This is a genomic window from Mesorhizobium sp. M7A.F.Ca.CA.001.08.2.1 (genome assembly GCF_003998455.1).
Lineage (GTDB): Bacteria > Pseudomonadota > Alphaproteobacteria > Rhizobiales > Rhizobiaceae > Mesorhizobium > Mesorhizobium ciceri.
The window spans coordinates 1-1,448 of sequence record NZ_RZPW01001119.1 but is presented as its reverse complement, the minus strand read 5'-3'; the positions used below and the strand labels follow the sequence as shown (position 1 = coordinate 1,448).

The 1,448-nt window shown below is 64.0% G+C and carries 2 protein-coding genes; both read left to right on the top strand.

What is annotated here, in order from left to right; translation table 11 throughout:
* The coding region (locus tag EN914_RS35365) for a cytochrome c family protein (protein WP_164779165.1) at window positions 1-603 on the top strand (603 nt) is incomplete at its 5' end.
* Window positions 604-760: 157 nt separating this feature from the next.
* On the top strand, window positions 761-1,448 hold a 688-nt coding region (locus EN914_RS35360), incomplete at its 3' end, for an ABC transporter substrate-binding protein (RefSeq protein ID WP_245497931.1).

Here is a 1,448-nt window from a genome sequence, read left to right as displayed (position 1 = left end):
GTGTCCGATGCGCTGTTTGCGTCGCCGGCGCCGGAAAAGCCTGGTTTCGCCATCGAGGCCGCCGAGCCCGCCGAAGGCGGTCCGGCCGCGCCTGCCGCCGCGGCCAAGCCGATCGCCGACCTGCTGGCGACCGCCAATGTCGAGCAGGGTGCTGCCGTCTTCAAGAAGTGCCAGGCCTGCCATTCCGGCGAAAAGGGCGGCCCCAACAAGGTCGGCCCGGACCTGTGGGACCTCGTCGACCGCCCGGTCGCCGAGCATGAAGGCTTTGCCTATTCGGCCGGCATGAAGGAATTCTCCAAGGGCGGCACCGAGAAGTGGACCTACGACAACATCAACCACTTCATCACCTCGCCGAAGAAATTCGTGAAGGGCACCGCCATGGGCTTCGCCGGCCTGCCCAAGGACGAGGACCGCGCCAACGTCATCGCCTATCTGCGCACGCTGTCCGACAATCCCAAGCCGCTGCCGGCACCCGGTGCCGCCGCCGATGCAGGCGCCAAGCCCGCCGATGCAGCCGCTCCGGCAAAGCCGGCTGAGGGTGCCGCGCCGGCCGCTCCCGCCGCCCCGGCTCCGGCCGCACCGGCACCGGCGCCTGCCCAATAATTTCGATATCATCTCGACGACCTTGAAAAAGCCGGGTTCAGCCCGGCTTTTTTATTGGGAAAACCGCATAGGCGGCGACAAAGCCGCGCATGACGGTTTTCACGAGCGCCAAATCATCTAGATTGCCCATGAACGGGCATCGCGAAGAGGATAGTGCATGACGGTTGGCCGAACGCTTCTCAAGTCGTTGCTGGCGGCAGCCCTTCTGGCGGCGGGATTGCAGGCTGCCCGCGCCGACGAATGGCGCACCACCTCATCGCTGATCGGCGAGTCCAAATACGGCGCCAATTTCCAGCACTACGACTACGTCAATCCGAACGCGCCCAAGGGCGGCACGCTGAATTCGGTGGTGCCAGGCACATTCGACAGCTTCAATCCCTATGTCGTCCAGGGATCACCGGCCGCCGGCCTGGTCGGGTTCGGCGGCGGCCTGCTCTACGACACGCTGATGGAGCAGGCGACCGATGAAGGCAGCACCAGCCATCCGCTGATCGCCGATGCCTACAAATATCCTGATGACTATTCCTCCGCGACTTACCGGCTCGATCCGCGCGCCAAATGGCATGACGGCCAGCCGATCACCGTCGATGACGTGATCTGGTCGTTCCAGGTGCTCAAGGCCAACAGCCCGCAATACAGCCGCTATTTCGAGAATGTCACCGATGCGGTGGCGATTTCGGACCGCGAGGTGGAGTTCCATTTCAACCAGAAGGGCAATCGCGAACTGCCCAAGATCATCGGCGACCTCGCAGTGCTGCCGAAACATTGGTGGGAAGGCGCCGATGCCAACGGCAAGAAACGCGACGTGACCAAGCCGACCCTGGAAATCCCGCTCGGTTCGGCGG